At 37.0% G+C, this 25694-nt stretch carries 17 protein-coding genes; 15 read left to right on the forward strand and 2 right to left on the reverse strand.

Features of this window, described 5'->3' with window-relative positions; translation table 11 throughout:
* Positions 1 to 122 precede the first annotated feature (122 nt).
* The 3 genes from IO90_RS10230 (at position 123) to IO90_RS10240 (ending at position 3899) form a co-directional block, all read left to right on the forward strand.
* On the forward strand, positions 123 to 1991 hold the full coding sequence (locus IO90_RS10230; RefSeq protein ID WP_034966152.1) for a M1 family metallopeptidase: 1869 nt from the start codon (positions 123 to 125) through the stop codon (positions 1989 to 1991).
* A gap of 139 nt (positions 1992 to 2130) precedes the next feature.
* The gene (locus IO90_RS10235) at positions 2131 to 3087 is read left to right on the forward strand and encodes a hypothetical protein (RefSeq protein ID WP_034966154.1); all 957 of its coding nucleotides are present in this window, start codon (positions 2131 to 2133) and stop codon (positions 3085 to 3087) included.
* A 104-nt stretch (positions 3088 to 3191) separates the two neighbouring features.
* Entirely contained in the window at positions 3192 to 3899 is a 708-nt protein-coding gene (locus IO90_RS10240) for an FKBP-type peptidyl-prolyl cis-trans isomerase (RefSeq protein WP_034966156.1), read from the forward strand.
* 287 nt (positions 3900 to 4186) lie between these two features.
* Here IO90_RS10240 and IO90_RS10250 read toward each other — a convergent pair whose 3' ends face one another.
* Together IO90_RS10250 and clpB are read right to left on the reverse strand one after the other, a co-directional pair.
* Positions 4187 to 4714 carry a hypothetical protein gene (locus IO90_RS10250; RefSeq protein WP_034966159.1) on the reverse strand — a complete coding sequence of 176 codons (528 nt, stop codon included), beginning with the start codon at positions 4712 to 4714 and terminating at the stop codon, positions 4187 to 4189.
* Positions 4715 to 4844: 130 nt separating this feature from the next.
* Entirely contained in the window at positions 4845 to 7436 is a 2592-nt protein-coding gene (gene clpB, locus IO90_RS10255) for an ATP-dependent chaperone ClpB (RefSeq protein WP_034966161.1), read from the reverse strand.
* 411 nt (positions 7437 to 7847) lie between these two features.
* On the opposite strand from clpB, the gene IO90_RS10260 reads away from it, so the two are divergent.
* From IO90_RS10260 to IO90_RS10315, 12 genes are all read left to right on the forward strand, one after another.
* Entirely contained in the window at positions 7848 to 9395 is a 1548-nt protein-coding gene (locus tag IO90_RS10260; RefSeq protein ID WP_034966163.1) for a helix-turn-helix domain-containing protein, read from the forward strand.
* Between the two features lie 178 nt (positions 9396 to 9573).
* The gene (locus IO90_RS10265) at positions 9574 to 10515 is read left to right on the forward strand and encodes a T9SS type A sorting domain-containing protein (protein ID WP_081871804.1); all 942 of its coding nucleotides are present in this window, start codon (positions 9574 to 9576) and stop codon (positions 10513 to 10515) included.
* Positions 10516 to 10740: 225 nt separating this feature from the next.
* Positions 10741 to 13419: a reprolysin-like metallopeptidase gene (locus tag IO90_RS10270; protein ID WP_081871805.1), complete on the forward strand. Its 2679-nt coding sequence runs from the start codon at positions 10741 to 10743 to the stop codon at positions 13417 to 13419.
* A 125-nt stretch (positions 13420 to 13544) separates the two neighbouring features.
* Complete coding sequence (locus tag IO90_RS10275; RefSeq protein WP_034966165.1) at positions 13545 to 14345, forward strand: enoyl-CoA hydratase/isomerase family protein; 801 nt, start codon at positions 13545 to 13547, stop codon at positions 14343 to 14345.
* 103 nt (positions 14346 to 14448) lie between these two features.
* Positions 14449 to 14862, forward strand: coding sequence for a PaaI family thioesterase (locus IO90_RS10280; RefSeq protein ID WP_034966166.1), 414 nt, complete (start codon positions 14449 to 14451; stop codon positions 14860 to 14862).
* 124 nt (positions 14863 to 14986) lie between these two features.
* A complete protein-coding gene (locus tag IO90_RS18375; protein ID WP_051878513.1) occupies positions 14987 to 21136 on the forward strand; it encodes a fibronectin type III domain-containing protein in 6150 nt (2049 codons plus the stop codon).
* A 106-nt stretch (positions 21137 to 21242) separates the two neighbouring features.
* Positions 21243 to 21860: a hypothetical protein gene (locus IO90_RS10290; protein ID WP_034966167.1), complete on the forward strand. Its 618-nt coding sequence runs from the start codon at positions 21243 to 21245 to the stop codon at positions 21858 to 21860.
* Positions 21861 to 21882: 22 nt separating this feature from the next.
* Positions 21883 to 22410 (forward strand): hypothetical protein, encoded by a 528-nt coding sequence (locus IO90_RS10295; protein WP_131450860.1) that lies wholly within the window; start codon positions 21883 to 21885, stop codon positions 22408 to 22410.
* A gap of 3 nt (positions 22411 to 22413) precedes the next feature.
* Entirely contained in the window at positions 22414 to 22704 is a 291-nt protein-coding gene (locus IO90_RS10300; protein ID WP_034966172.1) for a winged helix-turn-helix domain-containing protein, read from the forward strand.
* Positions 22705 to 22815: 111 nt separating this feature from the next.
* A complete protein-coding gene (locus tag IO90_RS10305; protein WP_034966174.1) occupies positions 22816 to 23652 on the forward strand; it encodes a metallophosphoesterase in 837 nt (278 codons plus the stop codon).
* A gap of 94 nt (positions 23653 to 23746) precedes the next feature.
* On the forward strand, positions 23747 to 25141 hold the full coding sequence (locus tag IO90_RS10310; RefSeq protein WP_034966176.1) for a DUF4173 domain-containing protein: 1395 nt from the start codon (positions 23747 to 23749) through the stop codon (positions 25139 to 25141).
* Positions 25134 to 25601, forward strand: coding sequence for a hypothetical protein (locus IO90_RS10315; protein WP_051878520.1), 468 nt, complete (start codon positions 25134 to 25136; stop codon positions 25599 to 25601). Before IO90_RS10310 ends, IO90_RS10315 begins: the two co-directional genes overlap by 8 nt.
* Positions 25602 to 25694: the final 93 nt, after the last annotated feature.

Consider the following 25694-nt stretch of genomic DNA (forward strand, 5'->3'; position numbering starts at 1 on the left):
ATTGGGAGTGGAAGGCGGATAAAGCTGCCCAAATAATTATTCTAAATCTTAGATATTTGACAAATGACGCTCAGCGAGGGAATTGGTTTTAATTCTTTATTTTTGAGTTTTAAATTTTGGAAATGAAAAAACTATTATTGGGATTGATGCTGATGGGAACGGCGATTTTTGCGCAGGAACTGTATATGCCGAGGAATATCAAGAATGCTTATGCGAAAGGGACTCGCGATGTTTCTGGAAAACCCGGAAAAAATTACTGGCAGAACAAAGGCGTTTATGATGTGAATGTGAAAGTGGATGCGAAAACGAAAATAGTTTCGGGTTCCGAGACGATTCAGTATTCCAATAATAGTCCGGATGAGTTGAAGGTTTTGGCGATTCGGTTTGTGAATAATATGACTAAGCCGCAGTCTCCGAGGGCTGGATATGCTTCGAAGGAATCTTTGACGGAGGGTTTGACAATCAAATCTTTCTCCATCAATGGTGAAAAATACAACATCAACAGCGACGATTGGGGAACTGTGGAAGCGGTAAAACTGACGAAAGCGATTGCCTCAAAATCCAAAACGGAAATCAAAATCGATTGGGAATATCCATTGGCAAAGGAAAGTGGGAGAGAAGGGCAGATTGATCCGGAGACTTTTTATGTGGCCTATTCTTTTCCGCGAGTTTCTGTTTATGATGATTACAACGGTTGGGATATGTTGGCGCACAACGGCAGACAGGAGTTTTATAATGACTTCAATGATTATTCTTTTGCGATTTCTGCACCTAAAAATTTTGTGGTCTGGTCAACGGGCGATTTCCTGAATCCTGAGGAAGTTTTGCAACCGCAATTTTTGAAACGTTTTAAAGAATCTTTGAAATCAGATAAAATCATCCACGTTGCGAATGAAACTGAAATGAAATCGGGGAAAGTGACGAAGCCGAATGAGTGGAATGTCTGGAAATTCAAAGCGAACAATATTGTAGATTTTTGTTTTGCCTTGAGCAATCATTACGTTTGGGATGCGTCGAGTGTTCAGTTGAAAACGAAACGAGCTAGCGTTCAGTCCGCTTATAAAGTTGGGGCGAAAGATTTCGAACAATATACAGAATGGATGCGCTACAACCTGAAATGGTTTTCGGAAAACTGGCCTGGCGTGGAGTATCCGTTCCCTGCGATGACGGCTGTCCAAGGTTACGCCGATATGGAATATCCGATGATGATTAATGATACCAGCATTCCTGATGATTTGCAAGATGCGAGATTGACGGCTGACCACGAGATTGCGCATACTTATTTCCCTTTTTATATGGGAATCAATGAAACCAGATATGCTTTTATGGACGAAGGTTGGGCGACGATGCTGGAATATTTGATTGGAATCTCGGAGAACGGACAAGAATCTGCGGACAAATTTATGAAGAACTTCCGTGTAAAACGTTGGATTAATGATGCTTCGACGGAGCAAGACCAACCGATTATCACAATGAGCTCTCAGCTTTCGGGTGCTGGATATGGGAATAATGCATATGTGAAATCGGCGTTGTCGTATTTAGCTTTGAAGGATTATTTGGGTGATGATTTGTTTAAGAAATCTTTGCATCATTATATGGACAATTGGAATGGGAAACATCCGATTCCGTGGGATTATTTCAATTCGATGAATGCTGGTTCGGGGAAGAATTTGAATTGGTTTTTCAACAATTGGTTTTACACGAACAATTATATTGATTTGAAGATTGCGTCTGTTTCTCAGGATAAAAATCAGGTGAATTTGATGGTTGAAAATGTTGGTGGATTTGCAGTTCCGTTTGATGCGGTTGTGACTTACGATGATAATTCGACGGAGAAAATTCATTTTACGCCAGCGGTCTGGGAGAAAAATCAGAAGCAAACTAACTTGAATTTCGCAGTTAAAAAGAAAGTGAAATCTGTGAATTTGGATGGTGGGATTTTTATGGATTACACACCGGAAAATAATTTGAAATTAATAGAGCAGAATTAATTAAAAATAAATTTAACCACATAGACACATAGTTTTTTGTAAGGATTCAAGATAAAATAGATGAGCTTTATCTTTTATGAAAAAATAACCTCAATTATCTATGTGTCTATGTGGTTTCAGCTCACCAAATTTAATACCGATGAAGAAAATATTTTTATTAATTGTTGCTATTTCGATGCTGGTTTCCTGCGTTTCCAACAAGACGAAAACCCTTCAGCAGAATATCCTGACATTGCGTGACAGCTATTGCAAAGCGCCATTGCAGTACAATTACAACCAAAAGTTGCCTTCCTATAACTCAGATTCTATCATCTTGGCGAACAGTCATTTGAAAATTTATTTTTCTGACCAAAGTATTCTCATTCTGAATGCCTTGCAAAGCATAGATGAGGTGGAAGATATTTTGAAATATAAAAAGGATGGCTCGCTGGAAGCTCAGGTAAAAGTGCTTCAATTGAAGACTAAAATTAACAGTAAAATCAGTATTTCACTCACGGAATTGGACGCGGTCGCGGCGGAGTTTGACTGCGAAGGCGAACGTGTGGCGCAAATGGCGAATTATGTCGATAACATCAATAGCAACAATAACAACAAACTGATTCTCTTTTCCATCATCACGGGTGCAGTAACTTCGGTCGCGAGTGGGATTATCAAGAATGACAATGCAGAAAACATCGTGAGTATTGGTGGTGGGCTTTTGGGTGCTGGTCTTGGTTTGGCGACTTTCAATCCGAAAGGGAAGAAGGTAGAGTTCATTCATGAAAGAAATCTATTGAAAGATATTTGGGATGAGAAATTGCAGTCTCATAATTTTCCGCCTTTTATTTGGTATATGTACACGGAGAAAAAATTTACGGGGAATAGGGAACATTCGATTATCCAAAATATGAAACAGAGATGGATTAATTATCAGTTTGATAACGATGAGGATTCCGCCAACAAATCTGTAAATTTTGGGACAGGTGGCTATTATCGCTCATCGGATTTGCAGAATCGTGCCTCGATGTTGAACCAGATGCAGTCTGCGACGAGGACCATTAATCAAAATATTAATTATCTGCTGTTGGATTTGGATAAGATGATTTCGGAATCTTGAAATGAAATTTAAAAATCAACAGTAGAAAAATTCATTCTAGCAGGAAAGTTTCTATTATTAATAATAGATTTGCAACCATTAATTCGTAATCATAAAATTATAAAATGAAAAGACAGACTATTGCATTGTTTTGCGTAGCAACACTTAGTTTTTCGTGTGCTGACAAAGGTGACAAGAAAGACGACAGCAAATATACAGATGAACAAAAAGCTTCTTATTACATAGGAATGAGTATCGCTCAAAATATGAAACAAGAAGGCTTCAAAGTAGATGCAGAACTTTTGGCTCAAGGTATCAAAGAGGAAATGGACAGCACGAAGAAAAAGATGTTACCAGCTGAAGAAATGAACAGCTTTATGCAAGACTTTATGATGAAGCAACAGCAAAAAAAGCAATCTGAAGCGGGAGCACAGTCCAATGACAATAAGAAAAAAGGTCTGGATTTTCTTGCGAAAAACAAAAGTAATCCAAAAGTAAAAACCACTGCGTCAGGTTTGCAGTACGAAGTTTTGCAGGAAGGAGATGGTAAAACAAAACCAAAAGCTTCCGACGTTGTCCAAGTAAAATACACCGGAAAACTTTTGGACGGAACCGTTTTCGATTCTACCGACAAAAATGGCGGCGCACCCATGGATATCAATCTTGGTGGTGTCATCAAAGGTTGGACAGAAGGAATCCAGCTGATGAGCAAAGGTTCTAAATATAGATTTTACATTCCGTCCGATTTGGCTTACGGAGACCAAGGCGCTGGAGGTGCAATTCCAGGTGGCGCTACGATTATCTTTGATGTGGAATTGATGAGTATTAAGTAAAGTCATTCAATTCGACAAAATTAAAAACCTCAGCTAAAATGTAGCTGAGGTTTTTCTTATGTACTTAAATAATCTTAATTTGGAATAATCACTCTAATCAAGATTTTTGTTTCGACCGTATAATGGATTTTCTTGTTTTAATTTGATATGACAATTTTGTTTCGGCTAGTTTCTGTGCTTTTCGCATTGTTATAAACTCACTGATTTCTTTTTGTTCGGCTTCGTTAAGAGGTGGACTTTGTATAATAAAATTGACACCTTTTGGTTCTTTTATAATTCCCATACTTTTAATCTTTAAAATACTTTTGTACTAATAATCTTGCAGGCTCAGTTTCAATAATCATTTTCTGGTCTTTGAAATGATAAGCTCCCAAAGTCTCTTCGTAATGTTTTATCAATTTTGTTTTGGCAACAAAAGCGATATATCCATCAAATCCTTTTTGGAATGACACTTTACAGGCGTATGCTACGAGATTCCCCGCAACCCCTTCGTAAAGTTTATTGCCACCAATATTAAATGGTGCACTTTCCAAAAGATTCATATAAATGTGGTCATTCATAATGTTGATACTCAAAAGCCCTTGAATGATATTTGGATTATTGACGATGGTAAGTTTGTAAACTTCTTTGGAAATATCTTGAAATTCAGATTTCCAATTAAAATTCCAACCATTCTTTTTTGTAATGTTTTTCAAATCATCTTTTGTCAGTAAAGAAATTTCGGTTTGAAAACTATCTCCTGAAATCAGATTTACAATTGAGTTTGTAAGCTTGTCAATTGTAAAAGCAAGTTCTATTTGAGTGTTTTTATGCATTACTCAAATATACTAAAATTCAGTTTATGTATGTTTTAAAAACCTACTTAATTATGAAAATAACCAAAAACCTCCGCCAAAATTAGCTGAGGTTTTCTTTGTTTTAATATGTATGAAGAAAATTTAACTCTTATTCCACCGGTCTGAAAACCAAACCTGTTTCCTCAAAATAATCCAAGGTGATTCTATCGCCGTCATTCACGGTTCCTGCGAGGATTTCTTTTGATAATTTATTTAAAACTTCCTGCTGAATCACTCTTTTTAAAGGTCTCGCTCCAAAAACCGGGTCGTACCCTTTGTTGGTCAGATAATCCAAAGCATCCTGAGTTGCGGTCATAATGATGTTTCTTTTCAGCAACAAATCATTGAAACCTCTCAATTGATACTGAACGATTTTTCCGATTTCTTTTTTTCGTAAAGGCTGGAACAACACCGTTTCATCAATCCGGTTCAGGAATTCCGGACGAAGCGTTTGTTTTAATAAATCAAAAACCTGAATTTTTGTTTTGTCCACAATCTCATCCTGATTTTCCTCGGTAATATTCTCAAAATTCTCCTGAATAATATGCGAACCAAGATTCGAAGTCATAATGATAATCGAGTTTTTGAAATTCACCACACGACCTTTGTTATCGGTCAATCTTCCATCATCCAAAACCTGCAGTAAGGTGTTGAAAACATCAGGATGCGCTTTCTCAATTTCATCCAAAAGCACGACTGAATAAGGTCTTCTTCTCACAGCTTCGGTCAATTGTCCACCTTCGTCATATCCAACATATCCAGGAGGCGCGCCAACCAAACGAGAAACGGAATGTCTTTCCTGATATTCACTCATATCAATTCTCGTCATATTGTTTTCATCGTCGAATAAAAACTCAGCTAAAGCCTTTGCCAGCTCGGTTTTACCAACTCCGGTTGTTCCTAAAAATAAGAAACTTCCAATCGGTTTTTTCTCGTCACTCAATCCCGCTCTGTTTCTTCTGATGGCATCAGCAACCGCTTCTATCGCTTCTTCCTGACCAACAACTCTGTGATGAAGTTCTGTTTCAAGATGCAGTAATTTTTCTCTTTCAGATTGCAGGAGTTTGGTCACAGGAATTCCTGTCCATTTTCCAATCACTTCTGAAATATTATCGGCCGTAACTTCTTCCTTAATCAATTCATTCTGATGGTTTTGCATTTCCAGTTCGAGTTTCTGCAAAGCATCTTCCTTTTCTTTTATTTTTCCGTATTGAATTTCGGCAACTTTCGCGTAATCTCCAGCTCTGGAAGCTCTTTCTGCTTCGAGTTTTAAGGATTCAATATCTTTTTTGATGGATGTTAAATCCTCAGACTTTTGTTTCTCTTTCAGCCATTTCGCATTGATTTCGTTTCTCTGTTCAGAAATTTTCGAAATATCTTCTTTCAAATGGTCGATTTTCGTCTGGCTTCCTTCTCTTGAAATAGCAGCCAGCTCGATTTCCATCTGCATCAGTTTTCTGTCGAGAACATCCAGCTCTTCTGGTTTAGAATTGATTTCCATTCTCAGTTTAGCAGAAGCTTCATCAATCAAATCAATCGCTTTATCCGGTAAAAACCGGTCTGAAATATATCGTTGAGACATTTCCACCGCCGCAATAATCGCTTCATCTTTGATTCTTACTTTGTGGTGCGCTTCGTATTTATCCTTAATTCCACGAAGAATTGAAATCGCAGATTCCGTATCAGGTTCTTCCACCATCACTTTCTGGAAACGTCTTTCCAATGCTTTATCTTTTTCAAAATATTTTTGATATTCATTCAAAGTCGTTGCACCGATTGCTCTTAATTCTCCTCTTGCCAAAGCTGGTTTTAGGATATTTGCCGCATCCATAGCACCTTCGCCACCGCCGGCTCCCACCAAAGTGTGGATTTCGTCTATGAAAAGAATAATTTGTCCGTCTGATTTTATCACTTCATTCACAACAGATTTTAATCTTTCTTCAAATTCACCTTTGTATTTTGCTCCGGCAATCAGTGCGCCCATATCCAAAGAGTACAAAGTTTTATCCTGCAAATTTTCTGGAATATCGCCGCTGATAATTCGGTGTGCAATTCCCTCAGCAATCGCCGTTTTACCAACGCCAGGCTCTCCAATCAAGATCGGATTGTTTTTAGTTCTTCTCGAAAGAATCTGCAAAACTCTTCTGATTTCTTCATCACGTCCGATTACCGGATCCAGTTTCCCTTCTGCAGCGAGTTCATTGAAGTTTTTAGCATATTTATTTAAGGACTGATAAGTCTCTTCTGAACTTGCAGAAGTGGCTTTCGAACCTTTTCTTAGTTCTTTGATTGCGCCCTCGAGAAGACTTTTGGTCACGCCCATATCCTTCAAAGTTTTTGAAACTTCAGAGTTGGTTTCCAAAAGTGAAAGCCAAAGATGTTCGATGGTCACGAATTCATCACCCATTTTTTTAGCGATGTTCGGTGCGTCCAACAAAACTTTGTTCGCAGATTGTGAAAGGTAGATATTTCCGCCCTGTACTTTCGGGAGTCTTTCTAGATTTTCTCGGTTTCGCTCTCTTACTAAATTTGAATCTGCTTCAGATTTCTTTAATAAGAATGGAGATATATTTTCATCAACTTGGAAGATTCCTTCCAGTAAATGTTGCGGTTCTATTTGCTGATTGCCAAATTCCATCGCCACTTGCTGAGCGGCCTGGATGGCTTCTTGTGATTTTACGGTATATTGGTTTAAGTTCATATCTTTATTATAATTGATGATTGATAGATGATAATTGATTATAAAATTGCATCAAATTTTGTTTAATTTTTAGTTTTGAAAAGATGATTTTTATTTTTAAAAAACATTAAGAAAGTAATTTCTGAGGTTGACTTTCTTAATGCTTTATCAATTATTTAATTCGAATAGCTTATCGCAAAAAGTGTTCTTTTATTGAATTTTTAGAATTATCAGACAAAATTTCCGAATAATTGAATTTGTATTAAGTTAAAACGACAAAATTTCCGAAAATCAATTAATTAGATTAAAAACGATTGTCAATTTGGTAATGGTTTTTGCTCAATCAAATTTTATTACCCAATTATTTAGCGTTTTTTATTCATAAATTTGAGTCTATAAAATCTGATATTGACCCGTCTTGTAATTTTTTTGATGACTTTTTGCTTGCTGATATTTTGTTCTGCTCAAAAACAAAATCAAGAAGACTTGTCTGGAACTGAAACCTTTGATAAAAATAAAATTTCACCAGAAACTATTATTGAACAAAGCATCAAGAAACTGGAACAACCCATTTCTGAAGAAGAGAAATTTGATGTTCGAATGAAAATGGCGGATGCTTATATGAAAATCAAAAAGCCTGATTTTGCAAAGTCTACGGAAATGCTTTTCAAAGCGAAAGAGATTGCGGAGAAATTGGATAATACCAAACTGAAAGCAAAAATCTACGGTTCTATCGCCAATCAATATTCTTTTTTGAATTTTCCGGATAAAATAAAACCTTACTTAAACTTATCGAAACAACAAGTTGATAAATTACCAAATGGTTACGAAAAGAATTTCCTCACAGCCAGGTTGTACATCGAATATGGGAATCTTGAGGCGGACAAAGAGAATTTTCTTGTTGCGAAAAAAGATTATCAAAAAGCTTTGAAATTTTTAGGGAATATTGGAAGTCCCAGCAAGAAGAATATTTTCCAATTTCGAAGAGCGTTTTATAATTTGGGTGTTTCTTACGCTTATCTCAAACAAAATGATTCGGCAGAATATTTTCTGAACAAAGCTTTGGTCATTCGTGATAATGAAAATAAGGAGTTTAAGTATTTTATTTACAATAATTTAGCTAAAGTTTATGCTGGCGAAAATGAACATCAGAGAGCAATTGATTCTTTGGAAGTGGTTTTGAAAGAAAGTGCTTTTAAAGATAACCGATTGAAGGCAGATATGTACAAAAAGCTCATCGCCTCTTACAAAGCTTTGAATAATAAAGAAAAATACATCGAATATTCTGAAAAGCTTTTGGAACTTGAACCTGATGTGAAAGACAGTAATCTGAAGGCCATCAATACGGCGGTGACAATCGAACAGAAAGGCCTTTTGGATCAAATTTCTAACAAAGAGGGACATAATCAACTGCTGATTATTGGTTGTGGGTTTTTAATTCTAATTGGGGGAATTTCGATTTTTCATATTAATCAAAAAAGAAAAAAAGAGAAGTTGCTTTATCAGAATTTTATTTCGAATCTTGAAAGAAATGAGATAAAGGAAACTTCAGAACCGAAAGAAATTGTTCAGCCGGAAATTGAAGAAAAGGAAAAAGTAGCGTTCTCTGTTCCCAGTTCTGCAGAAACTATGATTCTTGAAAAATTAAGCAAGTTTGAAGAATCGGTGAAATTTACCAATTCAAAACTGACGGTTGCAAGCTTGGCTGTGATGTTCAAAACCAATCCAACTTATCTCTCCGAAACCATTAAAAAACATAAAGAGAAGAACTTCAATAATTATCTGAATGAGCTCCGAATTAATTATATCTGCAAACAGATTTTGGAACGTCCAGAATTCCTTAATTACAAAATAAGTTACTTGGCAGAAGAGGCTGGTTTTTCTTCGCATAGTTCATTCACAACGGTCTTCAAAAACGTAACGGGAATCTCTCCATCGGCTTTTCTAAGAGAAGCAGAAAATAAACATAAAAATTTTTAATCCTTTACTTATCAATGTTTTAAAACCTTGTTTTGATTTTAAAAATATGATATTTCGAAAGTCTAAAGCTTTTTTTTAATTCTTAGAGTATATACATTTACTTCATCAATGAAATAAAATTTATTTCCATTTGATAAGATTATCACAACGAAATTTATTAAATCTTAAAAAATCAATTATGAAGAAAATTGTATTATTTGTTTGCGCAATGGGTTCGGCACTTTCCTATTCTCAAGAGCTTGGTTATGGGAAATCGTTCTATGACTCTACGCCTAGAGTTGTTTCCAAATCGCAATCTCAGAAAGCTGAAAACTGCAACGTTGCAGTCATCAACGATACAGACGAGCAAACCGGTGTTTTCATTGTCGGGACAGCTGGGCAGAGAGCGGCAGTTGATATTCCTTTGGCGTCCAATCAAACGATTAAAATCAACAGCATTACGGTGACGTTAAGCAGTAAGTTGGCGCCAACATTTGTTAATTTTGTTTTCTACACCAATGTACTTTCTACGCCGGAAGATCCTGAAGACGCAAGAAGAAATATTCCAAATGAGCAATTTATGCAGGTCGAAAATACAAGTATAGAATCTGTAGAAATTATTGGTTACGAGCCAGATCACGAATTTTATGTGAGAAAAGTGAAAGTGAAATTGGCCACTCCAATTCTTTTGGACGGAACGATGTCTGATGGCAGAGTTTGGATGGGCGCAAAATCCGATGCCAATGCCTGGGCGATGACACCGCATTATCTCACTGGGGAAGGCGTTGTTGGCGAGAGCCTTGCGATGGGAGCTCCAGCATACGGATGGTTCCAATTGTTGAACCAGGAATGCCTTTACGAACTCGAGGCGGAATGTGATTTCTTGAATGTTGCAGACGCCAACTTCAAGTCAAAGGTTGCCATCTATCCAAACCCGACGCAGGATTATTTTGAATATAAAAACATGGAATCAATGAAGGTTGTTTCTGTCAATATCTTCGATGCGACTGGAAAAATGGTGAAAACCTTAAACGGAGATAGAACAAGAGTGGACGTTCAGGATTTGACAAAAGGGGTTTACATCATCAAAACTAAAACTTCTTCCAAAATTACTTTGACCAATAAACTGATTAAAAAGTAATTCATATTTTTAAATTTAATTGAACCCGTTTGATGGATTTTCGTCGAGCGGGTTTTTGTAATTTAAACTAAGGCGAATTGTTGACTTTTTAATCATACAATAAAATATCTTGGGATTTGATTTAAATATTTATGTTTGATTGTCAAGGTAAAGTCACATTTGTATTTTTTTTGTTAAAAATTATTATTTTGTTTTGAGAATTCTTAATTTGCGGAAAAATTATATATGAAGAAGTACTTACTAATGTCAGCATTGGTTTTGCCAATGTTGAGTTTTGCCCAATGGTCGAAGGTGGGCAACACGACCAAGCAGGTGAAAGCGGAGTTTGCAAGTCTTAAAGAGAAGCAATTGTTTTCTTTGGACAAAGCTCTTTTGAAATCAAAATTACAGAATGCGCCACAAAAATTCTCAGGACAGAATGGTGTTGAGATTCTGATGCCTAATGCAAATGGTGTTTTGGAAAGATTCCAGGTTTGGGAATATTCCAATTTTACGCCTGAGTTGCAAGCTATGTTTCCTGATATCCGATCTTACATGGGAGTTGGTATTACAAATCCTACGGCTTACATCAGATTCAGTATTTCGGATCTGGGTCTTTCTTCTACCACATTTGGTGCTGAAAAATCTAGTTTTATAGAAGCTTACACAGCTGGTAATGATGTCTACGCGGCCTATTCTTCAGCATCTAGGATTTTGGATCAGAAAGATGAATTTATTTGTTCTACGATGGATGAGATCATTGAAGGAGGTCAAGGAGAGGTGGCATCTTCAAACAAATCAAACAATCAGGTTTTTAAAACATTTAGATTAGCTGTTTCTGCACAGGCAGAATATTCTCAGTATCATATCACCAGAGCAGGTGCTGAATCTGCAACGGATGATGAAAAAAAGGCGGTAGTTCTTGCTGCGATCAATAATACTGTTACAAGAGTGAATGCCTTGTATGAGAAAGATCTTGCGGTGCACTTCAATTTGATTGATATATTACCAATTATTTATTTAAATCCTAATACCGATCCTTATACAGGTAACTTTAATTCGCAACTTCAGGCAACTTTGAATAATACTTTGCTTGTTGGTCCCGCAAATTATGACATCGGACACCTTCTAGCTTATGCAAGTCCAAATGGTAATGCAGGTTGTATTGGTTGTATTTGTACAAATTCAAGCAAAGGTTCTGGATTTACTTCACATTATATTCCAGTAAGTGATATTTTTGATATCGATTACGTAGCACACGAGATAGGACATCAGGTAGGTGCTAATCATACACATACTTATGCTGGATCAGAAGGATCTGGCGTTCAAGTGGAAGTAGGTAGTGGAAATACAATTATGGCCTACACTGGTATTACCGGAAATTATGACACTCAATTTAATTCAAACGATTTCTTTACGTACAGAAATATTCTTCAGATTCAGAATAATCTTGCGAATAAAGCCTGTGCTGTAAATACACCAATTACCAATACACCGCCAGTTGTAAATGCTGGTCCAGATGTTACCATTCCAATCAGTACACCATTTGTGCTAAAAGGAACAGTGACTGATGCTGAAAATGATGCATTGACTTATGTTTGGGAACAAAACAATTCTGCGAGTGGAAGTGCACAATTTGGAACTGGTTCTTATGCTTCTCCTACAAAAACTGGAGGTCCAAACTTCAAAATGTTCCCTCCAACAGAAGAGCCTGTAAGATATTTCCCTGAGTATGGTAAAGTTCTAGCTGGTGTCAATGCAACTCGTTGGGAGGCATTATCTAGCGTTGGTAGAGTTTTAGACTTCACACTGACGGCTAGAGACAATTCTCCGGAAGGTCCTCAAACGCAAACCGATGCTATGAGAATTACAGTAAGTGCAGCAGCTGGTCCTTTTATAGTTACAGCTCCAACTTTCGGAGAGAGTCTAATATCTAATGAAACTTATAATGTCAAATGGAATGTTGCGGGAACTAACGTAGCTCCTGTAAACACGGCTAATGTAAACATAAAATTATCTCTGGATGGTGGAAAAACATTTACAACTTTAGCAGCCAATACTGCTAACGATGGTGAAGAGTCTATAACAATTCCTGCAAGTTCGCAAGCCGCAAATGCTTACATAATGATAGAAGCAGTTGATAATGTTTATTTTGCTATGAGTCCTAGTTTTGTAATAGACTACACTGCAAATGGTGAAGTTTGTACAACTTACAATTATGAGGGCCCAGCAGTAGATATCAATGATGGAACAGGAAGTACAGGAGGTCCAATTTCATCTCCTCAGATTATGGTTCCAATCGATGTTCAGGATTCTGGAGTAATTACAAAAATCAGAGTGAAGCCAACAGTTGAGCATCCAAGAGTAAGTCAGATTGTTGTTGGAATCCAAGGTCCACTAGGTCAAAGTGCTTGGTTATGGAATAAAAAATGTAATACCTCTGGACTAACTGCAACATTCAGTGACGAAGGTGCTGCTTACGTTTGCGCATCTCCAGTTGCTGGAACAGTGAAACCAGATGAGTCCTTATCAATCTTTAAAGGTAATGATACTAAAGGGGTGTGGAATTTATTCGCATCAGACAATATTTTAAATCTAACTGGTAAAGTAACGACTTGGTCACTAGAATTATGTACCAGAGAGGCACAGACATTAGCTGTAAACGAAGGTGCTTTTAATTCTAATAATATCAAAGTATATCCAAATCCATCCAATGGTAATTTCTTTATCAAGTCCAAAGATCTTGGAGGAAATGCGAAAGTTGCAATTTACGATATGAATGGCAGAGTGGTTCATACTTCAGGTTTTAATGGCTTGACAGGAGAATCTACAAACGAGTTTAATGTTAATCTAACAAAAGGTATTTACTTGTTAAAAGTAACTTCTGTAAAGGGTAATTACACTCAGAAATTAATTGTAAAGTAATTCAAAATACTTCTAAATCTAAATAGCCGGTCAGTAATGATCGGCTTTTGTTATTTTGAGAATAGAACTTTCTCCAGCACTTTCAATAAAATACATTAAATTGCATCTAACAATAATTATGTAAGATGAATTACACACAAATAGAAATAGATGGCCAATTTGAAGGAAAATTACAAATGATCTACCTCAATCAACCCGAGAGTTATAATAGTTTGACTAAGGTGATGTTGGGCGAATTGAGAGATGCGGTTCACAAATTCAGTAATGACGAGAATGTGCGTTGCGTTGCGATCGCCGGCAAAGGAAAAGCATTTTGTGCCGGTCAAAATTTGAAAGAAGCCTTAAGTTTTGGTGAGGACGATGACGAGCGCGCCATCCAGCGTTTTGTGATTGAATATTACAATCCATTGGTTTTGGAAATTGTAAAGTGTAGAAAACCGGTAATTGCCTTGGTCAATGGTCCTGCAGTTGGAGCTGGTGCGATGTTGGCTTCTATTTGTGATTTCACTTTGGCGGTTGAAAGTTCATATTTTTCGTTCGCTTTTGCTAATATTGGTTTGATTCCAGATACCGCGGGAACTTACTTTTTACCTAAATTAGTAGGAAAGCAATTGGCGAGTTACTTGTCTTTCACAGGGAAAAAGGTACCTGCGCCCGAAGCCAAGAAAATGGGCTTGGTTGCCGACGTTTTCCCAGATTCTGAATTTGTGGAAAAGTCTATGGAAGTTCTTACACAATTGGCTCATTCTGCAACAACAGCACTTTATCTCACTAAGAAAGCCTTCAGCAAATCTTATGATTTCACTTTGAAAGAGCAGTTGGATTACGAATCCATCATTCAGCAAGATGCAGCAGAGACAGAAGATTTCCGCGAAGGTGTGACTGCTTTTATCGAAAAACGTTTACCAGATTACAAAGGGAAGTAGGTTGGAGCGTTTTAGAGTAGGAGAGTAGGAGAGTTTGAGCGTTTTTTCTTCCAACTTCTAACTTCCATCATTTATCATTTATCAATCATCATTTATATCTTTTATGACTCCGAAAGAGACCGCCGAATATATGTTCGGGAAAGACCTGTTTTCTCAATGGTTGGGAATTGAGCTTGTCGACATCAAAGAAAATTATTGCTTTCTGAAAATGCCGATCAAACCTGAAATGATCAACGGATTGGGAACAGTTCACGGTGGTGTGACGTTCGCTTTTGCAGATTCGGCCCTTGCCTTTTCTTCCAATAATTCTGGCGATGCGGCGGTTGCGCTTAATTGTTATATTAATTTTACAAAAGCTGTAAGAGATGGTGATATTTTGACTGCAGAAAGTATTTTACTCACAGATACAAGGAAAACTGCAGTCTATGACATCACGATTAAGAATCAAAACGATGAGGTTGTTGCAGGTTTCCGAGGAACAGTTTACAAAATAGGGAAAAAGTTGATAGAATTATAGTTTTTTTGATCTAATACAAATGGTAGTTTAAGTTTTCCAGATAATCAATATTAATTCTTCAAGTTTGTTTTAACAAAATTTAAGAATATTAAGATTTTTTTATATTTTTGGGAAACTTTTATTCATGAAAAAATTCTACAGTTATTGTTTGATGTTATTTCTGATATCAACAATCAACATTTATTCTCAAAATCAACAGGATTTCAGTAAGATTCAACAATCTTCCAACGTCAATTCTTTAAGATCGTTTTCCGAAAACAAACAAAAGAATTTCGAACTTAATTTCAATCGAGCCTATTCTTTGGCTGACAGATACCAATGGAGAAAGGTGATCATAACAGATAGCACCTACTCCAGACTGATGGGTGTCACGGATGATCTGAAGCCTATCTATTACATTACGGAAAATCGAAATGCTGGGATTACATCACGTGCAGACAGGCTTTATACTGGTGGCAGTCTTGGACTTTCTATAGAAGGGCAAGGTATGCTTGCCGGCGTTTGGGATGCTGGAAGTCCGTTGCTCACACATGAGCTGTTTTCCAGCCGACTTTCTCTGAGAGATAACTCGCCTTATATGCATCCTCATGCCTCTCACGTTGCAGGAACCATTATCGGAACAGACGCCGTACAAAGTGGAAACGCAAGAGGAATGGCTTTCAAGGGAAGTGCAAATGCCTATGATTGGGACAATGACGTCGCTGAAGTTGCCAACGCGGCGGCCGCTGGATTGTTGATTTCCAATCATTCTTACGGTTACAATCCTTCATTTCTAAATGTAGAAAGATTTGGAAAATATGATCAGAATTCAAAAGATTTTGATAATATCCATTTCAATGCACCTTATTATCAAATGGTTTGCGCTGCCGGAAATTCCAGGATTTATGGTGTAAACACGGGTAAAAATGGATTTGATCTTATTACTGGCCACGCGCTTGGGAAAAATGTCATCACTGTAGCGGCGGTGCAAGAAGTTCTCAACTATACCAATGCTTATTCTGTAGTTATGTCAGAATTCAGCAGTTGGGGGCCTTCGGATGATGGACGTATAAAACCGGATATTTCTGCAAAAGGAGTTGGTACATTTTCTGCGATCAACAATTCCAACAGTTCCTATGATTATTACAATGGAACCTCTATGGCGTCCCCAAGTGTGGCTGGAACATTACTTCTTCTGCAACAGTATTATCATCAGGTAAATAATTCTTACATGAAGGCATCAACGCTAAAAGGGTTGATGATTCATTCTGCAGATGAAGCTGGAATTGCGCCTGGACCAGATTACAAATTTGGTTGGGGATTGATCAACGCAGAGAAAGCAGCGAATATTATTAAAGATAAAAATCTTTTTTCTAAGATTGAGGAAAGTACACTTAATAATAATGAGACGAAAGATGTAATCATTAATAGCGATGGCGTAAATCCTCTTGTAGTCACTATTTCTTGGACAGATCCAGTTGGAAATTTGCCTTCTGATACTTTAGATGATGCAACGCCTAATTTGGTCAACGATTTGGATATTCTTCTTTCAAGAGACGGTGTTGATTATTTTCCATGGAAACTCAATCCTGCAAACGTAAATTCGCCAGCTGTAAAAGGTGTCAACAATGTGGATAATGTGGAGAAGATTGAAATTAATAATCCAACTGCGGGCACCTACATTCTTAAAATCAAGCATAAGGGAACGCTTGCCAATCAGTCTCAAAATTACTCTCTGATTGCCTCTGGAATTGTTACAACGGATTATTGGTTTAATACAGCTCAAAGTCATATCAGTATCTGTAAAAGTTCGACTGATAATTATTCCGTTAACTTTGATTACTACGTAAAAAATGGTTTCTCAAGCGAAGTAAACCTGTCAGCGATTAATTTGCCTAATGGTTTATCTGCATCTTTCACGCCTTCAGTTCTATCCAACGAAAGTAATTTTGTACTTAACCTTAGTGGAATTAAGAACGTTCAAAAAGGAAAATATAATATTATTGTCAAGGGTGAAAATGGCGCAGATAGTTTTGAATTTCCTTTAGCGATTACAATTTATGATGATGCTCTTACAGCGCCCACTTTGCTAACACCAGCAAGTAACAATGTTGCTGTCAATTATTCTAATACCGAATTTACTTGGTCTTCGGACACTAACGCAGAATCTTATATATTAGAGATTTCCCAAGATTCAGATTTTTCTGTAAAAGAAACTATTACAACGCCGATCAATAGACATGCTCAAAATCTAAACACAGGTACACAATACTATTGGAGAGTGAAAGCAGTCAACATTTGTGGAGAAAGCAGTTTTTCCCAAGTTAATACTTTTAACACTGTCTGCACGGGTTTGAACTATGTGGAATTGGTAAATGCTGGAACTAATAGCCTTAATATTAGATGGAATACAAATGCTCTATCAGGAAAATGGGAAGTTGAGGTTGTTCCTACTGGACAAACGCCAAGCGGAGTCGGCGTTTTGGCTACCACAAATCCTTACACCATTACAGGTCTTACCAAAAATACTTGTTACGATGTTTACGTCCGTGTTGTCTGTGGCGTAGCGGGTAGCAATTCTGAGTGGGTCAAAGGAAGTAACTTTTGTACAACTGCAGACTATTGTGGCGGTGATCATTTTTACGATTCTGGTGGGGCTACAGGCAACTACCCACCATCCGAAAACTTTACAAAAACAATCTATCCGGAAAATGCAGGAGATCGTGTTACGGCTATTTTTAATAAATTCAAAGTAGAGACTTGTTGCTCATATTTTTACATTTTTGATGGACCTAATGAAGGATCTCCTATTATCTTTTCAGGTTCCAGTATGAGTCAATTGCCATACACTTACAGATCTTCTCATCCTACTGGTGCCCTGACTTTTAGATTCTTCTCCTACGGAACTGGTGATGAGGGCTGGGATGCAACAATTCTTTGCGAGCCAAAGCCTGCCTGCCAGGTTATCCCAAAAAATATTTTATTAACATCATCTACGCCATCTTCCATTTCTTTTAACTGGGAAGATACTTCAAATGCCACACAATGGGAAGTAGAAATCGTACCGGAAGGATCTACACCTACAGGTGCTGGCTACGTAACTTCAGAAAAACAATTTACTCAGTCCGGGCTCACGAAGAATACTTGTTTTGATATTTATGTAAGATCTATCTGTGCTGGAGGGTATTCAGATTGGTCAAATCCTAGTAGACTTTGCACATCGCCAGATTATTGTGCGGGTGAACATTTCTACGACTCAGGAGGTGCGAATGGTAACTATTCAAATAATGAAGACTGGACAAAGACCATCTATCCATCGATTAGTGGTAACAGGGTAAGAGCTGTTTTTAACGAATTTTCTCTAGAATCTTGTTGTGATAGATTGACGGTTTATGACGGGCCTAATAAGACTTCACCAATTTTATTTTCTAGCGGATCTATGTCGGAGTTGCCTTCTGTCTTCAGATCTACTCATGCTTCGGGTGCATTGACTTTTGCCTTCAGATCAGATGGAAGTTCTGTGAGATCGGGTTGGGATGCTGAGATTTTCTGCGAGCCAGTTCCGGCATGTTTGGAATATCCAAAATCTATTGTTCTGCAAAATTCTGCACTTAATAGTCTTACTATTAATTGGACAGACAATTCAAACGCTACTCAATGGGAAATTGAAACCGTAAAAGATGGTAGTTTGCCAACTGGTGCAGGGACAATTATTAATACAAAACCTTATACGATCCCAGGTTTGCAGTCCAACACAATGTACAAAGTTTACATCAGATCGTTATGTTCTGGTGGGACTTCGGAATGGAGTGTTTCTAAATTATTCACAACAGTAGCAGATTACTGCGGTGGTGATCATTTCTACGATTCAGGTGGTGTAGCGGGTGGTTACTCTAACAATTATGAATCCTATACAAAAACAATTTATCCTGCAAATAGTGGCGACAGGGTAAAAGCTATTTTTGAAATGTTTGATGTGTACCAATACGATCAATTTACAGTTTATAATGGTGCTAATGCCTATGGCAATAATGTCCTCTATAGTAGTTATGGAAACTCAATACGACCGGGGACTTTAGCCTCAACTGATTTATCTTCAGGCGCCTTGACGTTTGTTTTCTATACATCTGGGAATAGTAATAATTACGCTGGCTGGGATGCGCAAATAATCTGCGAACCAATGCCTGCCTGCCCAAATGCACCGGGAGAAATAACACTTCAGACATCAAATCTGACTTCACTCCGTGTTACTTGGCCCGAGAACTCCAACGCCACACAATGGGAAATTGAAGCGGTAAAAGATGGCGATGCTCCTACAGGAATTGGTACCATCATCTCTTCAAGACCTTACACTATAACTGGACTTACAAGCAACACTTGTTATAAAGTTTATGTCCGTTCCATTTGTGCTGGTGGTAATTCTGAATGGACCGTTTCCAAATTGTTCTGTACTCAGGGCGACTATTGTGGCGGAGACCATTTCTATGATTCGGGTGGTGAATTAAGTGGGTATCCTACAACTTATGAAAATTATACAAAAACTATATATCCTTCCGGTAATGGCAATAGGGTAAAGGCTGTCTTCGAAATGTTCGATATCAATCAATATGATACTTTTTCGGTTTATAATGGAACTAATACATCTAGCAGTAATCTTTTATATAATAGCTATGGAAACTCCACGCCACCTACAACATTATCATCAACAGATATTTCTACTGGTGCGTTGACCTTTTATTTCTATTCATCTGGTAACTCTAATAACAAAGCAGGATGGGATGCGAAAATAATTTGTGAGCCAATGCCTGCCTGTCCAAATCCGCCAAGCTCAATCTTATTACAAAATGCTGGCCTTAATACACTGAGAGTAAATTGGACAGATAATTCAAATGCAACGCAGTGGGAAATTGAAGTAGTAGCAGACGGAGGTTCACCTACGGGGATTGGAACTATTGTTTCTACTCGTCCATACACCATTAGTGGTTTACAAAGGAATACATGTTATAAAGTTTATATCAGATCAGTTTGTACAGGAGGAAAATCAGAATGGGGTGTTTCTAGGCTTTTCTGTACGCAAGCAGATTATTGCGCTGGAGATCATTTCTATGATCTGGGAGGTGCTTTGAGTAATTATCCTTCTGGTGAATATTTTACAAAAACAATTTATCCAACTGGTTCCGGTAATAGAGTAAAGGCTATTTTTGAGATGTTTGATGTTTATCAATATGATCAGTTTTCGGTTTATAACGGAACATCGACTTACGGAAGTACTTTGCTGTATACAAACTACGGAAATACTACACTTCCAGGTACTATAACATCTACAGACGTAGCAACTGGAGCGTTGACTTTTGTTTTTAGTCCTTACTCTAGCAATATCAATAGGGCGGGGTGGGATGCACGGATTATTTGTGAGCCAATGCCACCATGTGCCAATAAACCAACACAACTTCTCCTAGAGTCTTCCAGCGCAAATACGTTAAAGATCAATTGGGTGGAAAATTCTAGTGCAACGCAATGGGAAGTAGAAGCAGTACCAGCTGGTAGCTCACCAACGGGGCACGGAATCATTGTTAATAGCAAATCATATCTGTTATCAGGACTTTTATTTGACACTTGCTATGATGTATATGTGAGATCCATCTGTTCCAATGGAAACTCAGAATGGACCAAATCTTCTACTCCTTTCTGTACTATTCCGAATTATTGTGGAGATGCACATTTCTATGATTCTGGAGGTGCAAATGGAAATTATACAAATAATGAAAATTGGGTCAAAACAATCTATCCAATGTCTGCAGGAAAATTAGTAACTGCTACTTTTAATTTCTTCAGTTTGGAGTCTTGTTGTGATAGATTGACAATCCACAACGGACCAGATACACTTTCACCAGTTCTGTTTTCATCTGGAACTATGCCTGCTATTCCAAAAGTTTATAAGTCCTCCAATCCTACAGGTGCGTTGACTTTTAAATTCACCTCGGATTCTAGTTCCACTTATGCAGGCTGGGATGCTATTATTAATTGTGAAGCAAGCCTATCTGTAGAATCCAGTGAAAAGGAAAACATCAAAATATTTCCTAACCCGGTAACGACAGGAATTCTAAGCGTAAGTTCACCAATTGAAATCAAGAAGTACGAGATTTTTGATGTCAGTTCAAAACTGATCATGCAAAAGTCCGTTTCAGATAAAAATCTAAAGATTGATATCAGCCAATTTGCATCAGGAAATTATGTGGTGAAGATTACGGATCGTGATTCTGTAATTCATACATTCAAGATTATTAAAAATTAAAGAGAGAAGGGAACATTTGAGTTCCCTTTTTTTTATTTCAAAAAACTTCAAAATTTATTTTGGAGTTTTAAAATAAGTTGTAGCTTTGTAATTCAAAGTTCTTTTTATGGAATCGAAAAATTATCAGGAAGAGTTAGCGCACATCCGTCAGATGATGGAACGCAGTTCGAGATTTATTTCATTGAGTGGCTTGTCTGGCGTGATTGCAGGAATCGTGGCTTTGCTGGGTTCCGTGTATGTGTATTTCGTTTTCCAGAGAGAAGGCATCGATTACTTTGATGGCGAACGCAATATCTACGGACCAGCTCTGGCAAAGGAATTATTCTTTGTCGCTTTGGTTGTTTTGGTGTTAGCGATTTCCAGCGGATATATTTTCACAGCAAGAAAAAGCAAAAAGAAGAATCTTAAGATTTGGGATTCGATTACGAAGAAGTTGTTGTTCAATTTTACAATTCCATTGGTTGCAGGCGGAATTTTTTGCATTGCGCTTTGGTACCATAACTTTTTTCCTTTAATTGCGCCGGCAATGTTGATTTTCTACGGATTGGCCTTGATTAATGCTGAGAGATATACGCTAAGCGATGTCAAATATCTTGGGATTTGTGAAGTCGTTCTTGGAATGATTGCATTATTCTGGCTTGGTTGGGGATTGATATTTTGGGCGATTGGATTTGGGGTTTTGCATATTTTTTATGGGATTTTGATGTATAGGAAATATGACTAATAAGATTCTCTAATCTATGTGGATGTTTTTTTCTCTTGCATTACTTCTCTTCCTGGGATTAATTACTTTGATGTTGTTATTAATCAATCATTTAACAAAGAAAAAAATATTTATAAAGCTGTCATTTGGAATATGGATTTTGGTTGTCATATTATCTTTAATGATTATTTTAAGCAATTTTTTAAATAGTAAAACCAATGTTGAAAAAAATGATTATTACGGAACTTATATTATTGACAATAATAAATTCAAAGGTGAAAATGCTGATTGGCAATACAATCATTACAGGTTTGAGATTACAAAGGACGATGAACTGAATTTATATGTCACAGATAAAAATAAAGTATTAAAAGTTTATAAAAGAAAAATTGAATTTATAGAAGGAAGTGCAAGTCCACATTTGAAAATCATTAATGAAAATCCAAATTTTATTTTAGATTCGGAGCCAACATTATACAGAAACTCTTGGGATTTTTATTTAGTTTTTAAAACCAAACCGTACTCCAATATGTTTTATAAGAAAGGAAAGTGGAAACCAATAAATAATTAAGAAGTGTTAAACATCAATCAACTCAACAAAGAATTCGAAAGTCGTGTAAGATTGGGCATTATGTCCGTTCTTATGGTCAACGATTGGGTTGATTTTACCGAAATGAAAAACCTTCTCAGCGCCACCGACGGCAATCTCGCCAGCCACAGCACAGCGCTGGAAAAAGCAGAATATATAGAAGTGAAGAAAGAATTCGTCGGCAAAAAACCGAGAACATCTTACCGCGTCACACAAAAAGGTCGAGATGCGTTCACAGAACATATCAATAACCTGGAAAAATTGTTGGGAAGATAGACAATGGATTTTGCTCCCTGTAAGGTTGGGGAAAAAAAATTATTGGGATGATAACTCCCGATTTTTTTTGAAAATTAACTTTGTAATTCAAAGAACTTTATAAATAAAAAAATGACTAGAAGAAAATTTATTACCAAGTCTTTACTCGCAACTGCAGGAATCTCATTATTCTACAGTTGGCAAGTCGAGCCATTTTGGTTGGAGTTTGTACATCAAGACTTACCAATCAAAAACCTGCCTTCAAAACTTCACAACAAAACGCTGATGCAAATCTCAGATTTACACGTTGGAAATAGATTCAACTACAATTTCCTGATTGATTCTTTCAAAAAAGCAAAAGCTTACAAACCAGACATCGTAGTTTACACCGGCGATTTTGTCTGCTGGGAAAATGACAAAGAACAATTCGAACAACTGAAAATCGTAATGAAAGAAGCTGTTCTGGGAACTCTCGGAACAAAGGCAATTCTCGGCAACCACGATTATGGCGCAGAATGGAGAGAAGAATATGTCGCCGACGAAATCTCAAAAATCCTGACAGATTTCAACATCCAAATGCTGAGAGATGAAAAAGCTGACGTTTCCGGACTCAATATTTTTGGTTTCGAGGAAGTTTGGGGAACGAATTTCCATCCAGAAAATCTAACGAAAACCATCAATCCCGATGAAGCCAATCTCGTCCTTTGCCACAATCCCGACGTTTGCGATCTGGATGTCTGGAACGATTATCAAGGCTGGATTCTCGCGGGACATACACACGGCGGACAATGTAAACCGCCCTTTCTCCCACCATTAATTTTACCAGTTAAAAACCGAAAATATACTTCTGGAATCATCGATTTGGATGACGGGCGAATGCTTTACATCAACCGTGCTTTGGGACATTCTTACCAAGTTAGATTCAATTGCAGACCAGAGATTACAGTATTTACTTTGAAATCAATTTAAAAAACCTTGTGCTCTTTGTGTAGACGTCCGTGCCCTCTGTGGTTAAGAAATCGCAAAAAATAAATTTATCAACTATTAAAAATCATTTATAATTATGAAAAAACACCATCTTATTTTCATTACAGTTTTGGCAGTTGTCGTTCTTTTTTACAAAGAATACATCGCGCTCAATCTCGGGATTTTCGCAATTTTTCTGAGCATTTTAACTTTTACCCAAACCAAATCAGAGTTTCGGAACAAAACGTTTCTTGCACTTTTTGTCACATCCATTTTCTCTTCGTTTGCATTTGCTTGGTTTGGCGATGCTATTTCTTTCGTTGCCGTTTTCGTTTCTGTATTTTTATTAAGGTTTCAAGGCACTTATCCGAAACTTAAACCATTTCTTTATATCGAAGTTCTATTAATCAACCTTTTCTCTTTTTTGGGAAGAGTTTTCAACACAGAACAATGGTATGAGAAGCCGAAAGAAGGGAAAAGCTTTGCCAAGAAACTCATCACTTTTGTTTTGATTCCAGGATTGTTTGTCACGATTTTCTTCTTCATTTACTCTTTTGGGAGCGACCATTTTGCTAATCTTTTCAACGATTCTGAATTGGATTTTGAACCACTTACAGTGATTATTCTTGCAGTTATCGGTTTCTACATTGGGTTTATTTTCTGGAATTCCGGTGTGGAAAGATTTATCTTCAAACAAAATCACCATTTGAAAGACGACTTTTTCGGCATCATCAAATTGGAAAAACCAACCTTTTCTTTCCTCGACATCGATTCCGAAAGAGTGAGTGGATTCATCTCATTGTCAGCGCTTAATATTTTGTTAATGATTTTCATTGTCACTTACAATTATGAGCAATTTTATGAGGTCACATCATCCGCAGACACTTTGAGCGCAGAAACGCACGATCGCGTGAATGCTGTGATAATGTCTATCATAATGGCAATTCTCGTGATTTTATTTTACTTTAAAAATGGATTTAATTTTGATGAAAAAGCCAAAACTTTGAAAATTTCCGCAAAAATATGGATTGTTCTGAATGGGACTTTGGTGCTTTCCGCAATCATCAAAAATGCAGAATATATCTCGGGTTTTGGTTTGACTTACAAGCGTTTGGGCGTTTATGCTTTTCTCACAATGGCTTTGATTGGATTGATTTTAACTTTCATCAAAATCCAGAAAAAGAAGACCAATGCATTCCTTTTCAACAAGATGTTTTGGGCATCGTATGGCTTGATTTTGGTTTGCAGTTACGTCAATTGGGGCGGAATCATCACCTTCAACAACATTCAAAGAAAAGATTTCGCGGACAATTACCATTTGGTTTCCATTAATTATAATGAAAAAATTTTGCTGGATTATGCAGAGAAATCTGGAAATACGGAAATGAAAAACAAACTGACAGAAAGAATCGAATCTTATCAACAAGAAACTTTCCTCTCAAAAATTTTATATTATGAAACGATTAATCTCGAAAAGTTCAAAAATGAATAACTTGAAATATTTGGCGCTAATCCCGTTGTTTTTGGTCGCTTGTAAAAAGGAACCAGAAGTAAAAGATACAAAGGTGGACACCCTCACGACGATTGAAAAACCAATCGATTCGCTTTCTACCATTTTAAAAACTGAGAAAGAATCCAACCAAAACATTATCACAGTCGATGCATCCGAAATGCCAATCCGACTCAATCTCGAAATCAAAAATCCGGATGACCAAATTATTTTGAAATTAGAAAATCTGAATCAGTCCAAAATAAAAGGTTATTTAAAAACCGAAACACCAATGAATGTGAGATTCAATCAAATCAGAATGCCAGACAATACTTTTGACGGACCATTCGGACCGACGATTGAATATGACACGAAACAGAAAGGAGAATATTGGCTAATCTTCGCCAAGAATAATATGGCAGATGGATCTCCAGTCGGAAAATTCTTTGTGAAAATTGAGTAATATACGAACCGCATAGGCACATAGAATTGTGATAAAAATGGTTGCTAAACTAAAAAAGAGAAAATAGAACATTTACTATTTTCTCTTTTTGTT

This window comes from Chryseobacterium sp. FH1 (assembly GCF_000735135.1).
In the GTDB taxonomy this organism is placed as follows: Bacteria; Bacteroidota; Bacteroidia; order Flavobacteriales; family Weeksellaceae; genus Epilithonimonas.

Bases quoted from the DNA above. Each gene is read 5' to 3' on its own strand.
- IO90_RS10315 (WP_051878520.1), top strand. From the start codon at position 25,134: ATGAATAACTTGAAATATTTGGCGCTAATCCCGTTGTTTTTGGTCGCT.
- IO90_RS10290 (WP_034966167.1), top strand. From the start codon at position 21,243: ATGGAATCGAAAAATTATCAGGAAGAGTTAGCGCACATCCGTCAGATG.
- IO90_RS10310 (WP_034966176.1), top strand. From the start codon at position 23,747: ATGAAAAAACACCATCTTATTTTCATTACAGTTTTGGCAGTTGTCGTT.
- IO90_RS10265 (WP_081871804.1), top strand. From the start codon at position 9,574: ATGAAGAAAATTGTATTATTTGTTTGCGCAATGGGTTCGGCACTTTCC.
- IO90_RS10235 (WP_034966154.1), top strand. From the start codon at position 2,131: ATGAAGAAAATATTTTTATTAATTGTTGCTATTTCGATGCTGGTTTCC.
- IO90_RS10275 (WP_034966165.1), top strand. From the start codon at position 13,545: ATGAATTACACACAAATAGAAATAGATGGCCAATTTGAAGGAAAATTA.
- IO90_RS10295 (WP_131450860.1), top strand. From the start codon at position 21,883: ATGTTTTTTTCTCTTGCATTACTTCTCTTCCTGGGATTAATTACTTTG.
- IO90_RS10260 (WP_034966163.1), top strand. From the start codon at position 7,848: ATGACTTTTTGCTTGCTGATATTTTGTTCTGCTCAAAAACAAAATCAA.
- IO90_RS10305 (WP_034966174.1), top strand. From the start codon at position 22,816: ATGACTAGAAGAAAATTTATTACCAAGTCTTTACTCGCAACTGCAGGA.
- IO90_RS10240 (WP_034966156.1), top strand. From the start codon at position 3,192: ATGAAAAGACAGACTATTGCATTGTTTTGCGTAGCAACACTTAGTTTT.
- IO90_RS10230 (WP_034966152.1), top strand. From the start codon at position 123: ATGAAAAAACTATTATTGGGATTGATGCTGATGGGAACGGCGATTTTT.
- clpB (WP_034966161.1), bottom strand. From the start codon at position 7,436: ATGAACTTAAACCAATATACCGTAAAATCACAAGAAGCCATCCAGGCC.
- IO90_RS10250 (WP_034966159.1), bottom strand. From the start codon at position 4,714: ATGCATAAAAACACTCAAATAGAACTTGCTTTTACAATTGACAAGCTT.
- IO90_RS10280 (WP_034966166.1), top strand. From the start codon at position 14,449: ATGACTCCGAAAGAGACCGCCGAATATATGTTCGGGAAAGACCTGTTT.
- IO90_RS18375 (WP_051878513.1), top strand. From the start codon at position 14,987: ATGAAAAAATTCTACAGTTATTGTTTGATGTTATTTCTGATATCAACA.
- IO90_RS10270 (WP_081871805.1), top strand. From the start codon at position 10,741: ATGAAGAAGTACTTACTAATGTCAGCATTGGTTTTGCCAATGTTGAGT.